This is a genomic window from Rhizobium mulingense, from assembly GCF_029194105.1.
Classification (GTDB): Bacteria; Pseudomonadota; Alphaproteobacteria; order Rhizobiales; family Rhizobiaceae; genus Rhizobium; species Rhizobium mulingense.
Genome location: NZ_JARFVE010000045.1, coordinates 1 through 2,486 on the forward strand (window position 1 = coordinate 1; position 2,486 = coordinate 2,486).

Here is a 2,486-nt window from a genome sequence, read left to right on the forward strand (position 1 = left end):
TGTGTTTCGGCGTGCAAATTTGACCCCCTTGGCGGGGTAATCGGCGTCCAATTTTGACCCCCCTCAGATTTCATCTGACCATCCGGCTTTTGGCGGCGGATGGAGTGGGAGTTGAAGCGAGTGGATACTATTGCGCGTGTTCGACGGGCCTTCCATGTGCAGGGCTGGTCGGTGAAGAAGATCGTCCGGGAACTGCATGTTTCGCGCAACACGGTCCGCAAGATTTTGCGTTCCGACGAGACCGATTTTACCTATGAACGAGAGCGACAACCGCTGCCGAGGATCGGAGCGTGGAAGGCCGAGATCGAGCGGTTCCTGACGACCAACGAGGGCAAGCCATCGCGCGAACGGTTGACGCTGATCCGGATTTACGAGGAGGTTCGGGCACTCGGCTACGACGGCAGTTATGACGCGATCCGGCGATACGCCAAGACCTGGGCGAAGAACCGGGGAGCCATGACGGCGGAAGCCTACGTGCCGCTCTATTACGCGCCGGGTGAGGCCTACCAGTTCGACTGGAGCCACGAGATCATTCTGATCAACGGCGTGACGACGACCGTCAAGGTTGCTCACGTCCGGCTCTGCCACAGCCGGATGATGTTCGTCAGGGCCTATATGCGCGAAAGCCAGGAGATGGTGTTCGATGCGCACGACAAGGCCTTCGCCTTCTTCCGTGGCACCTGCACGCGCGGCATCTACGACAACATGAAGACGGCGGTCGAGGCCGTATTCGTCGGCAAGGAGCGGCAATACAATCGCCGTTTCCTGCAGATGTGCAGCCATTATCTCGTTCATCCCGTGGCCTGCACGCCCGCATCAGGCTGGGAGAAGGGGCAGGTCGAGAACCAGGTTGGCCTCGTGCGCGAACGCTTCTTCACTCCACGCCTTCGCGTCAAAAGCCTGGAAGAGCTGAACGTATGGCTGCTCGACAAGTGCATCGCCTACGCCAAGGCGCACCGCCATCCCGAGCAGACCGAGCGGATGATCTGGCAAATGTTCGAGGAGGAGCGCGGCAGCCTCGTCCATTACGTCGGGCCGTTCGACGGATTCCACTGCGTCCCGACCTCGGTGTCGAAGACCTGCACGGTCCGCTTCGACAACAACAAATACTCCGTCCTCTCAACTGCGGTCGGCCGGCCGGTCGAGGTTCACGCCTATGCCGAGAAGATCGTCATCAGGCAGGACGGTGTGAACGTCGGTGAGCATCCTCGTTGCTTTGGCCGTGGCGAGACGATCTACGATCCCTGGCATTATGTCCCTGTTCTGGCACGCAAACCCGGTGCTTTGCGCAATGGTGCGCCGTTCCGTGAATGGGTCCTACCCACAGCGATGGAGAAAGTGCGCCGGCGGCTGAAGAGTGTCCATGATGGTGATCGGCAAATGGTCACCATTCTCGGATGCGTTCCCGCCGACGGTCTGGCGGCCGTCGATGCTGCCTGCCAGGAGGCTTTGGATCACGGCGTCTGCTCGGCCTCGGTGATCATCAACATTCTGGCCCGGAGCCGTGATCCGGCCCCGGCCGCAACCCTGCAAACCCCGGATGCGCTGCGGCTTACCCATGAACCGGTCGCCGACTGCGCACGGTATGACAGCCTCAGGAGGGCAAGCTGATGGAACGCACACAGGTTCTCGAACTGATGAGCACGCTGAAGCTCTATGGAATGCGCGGCGCTTACGACGAGGTCATGGGCAACGGCATCAAGCGGCAGCACGAACCGCCGCGCATCGTCGGCGATCTCTTGCAGTCGGAGATCGCCGAGAAGCAGGCCCGCTCCATTCGCTACCAGCTCAGCATTGCCAAGCTGCCGCTCGCCAAGGACATCGACGACTTCGACTTCGCCGATACGCCCGTCAATGAACCCCTGGTGCGGGAGCTGTCGACCGGCACCTTCGTCGCCGATCAGCGCAATGTTGTCCTCGTCGGCGGCACGGGAACCGGGAAGAGCCATCTGGCCATCGCGATTGCCCGCGCACTGATCCGCAACGGAACACGCGGGCGCTTCTTCAATGTCGTCGATCTGGTCAATCGCTTGGAAACGGAAACGCGCAGCGGCAAGCAGGGGCGGACGGCCGACTACCTCAACCGTCTCGACTTCATCATCCTTGACGAACTCGGCTACCTGCCGTTCGCCCAGGCCGGCGGCCAACTCCTGTTCCATCTGATCAGCAGGCTCTACGAGCGGACTTCGATCATCGTCACCACGAACCTGGCCTTTGGAGAATGGCCGACGGTGTTCGGTGACGCCAAGATGACGACCGCGCTTCTGGACCGTCTCACCCACCACTGCGAGATCGTCGAAACCGGAAACGAATCCTGGCGCTTCAAGAACCGCTCTCAAAGCTAAAGCCGAAGACGATCATCACGCGCACTTGGCCTACCCTCTGCAACCCCGGCCAGCGCCGGGCAGGCCAAGCGCTGATCTACAGCATATGGGGGGTCAAAATTGGACGCCGATAAGGGGTGAACTTTGGACGCCGATTGACAG

1 protein-coding gene and 1 pseudogene are annotated in these 2,486 nt (G+C 60.9%); both read left to right on the forward strand.

Annotated features, from left to right (window positions below; all coding sequences use genetic code 11):
* Window positions 1-111: 111 nt before the first annotated feature.
* Window positions 112-1,605: pseudogene (gene istA / locus PYR71_RS30530) on the forward strand (IS21 family transposase); the annotation flags it as partial.
* Between the two features lie 5 nt (window positions 1,606-1,610).
* A complete protein-coding gene (gene istB / locus PYR71_RS30535) occupies window positions 1,611-2,345 on the forward strand; it encodes an IS21-like element helper ATPase IstB (RefSeq protein ID WP_064818141.1) in 735 nt (244 codons plus the stop codon).
* Window positions 2,346-2,486: the final 141 nt, after the last annotated feature.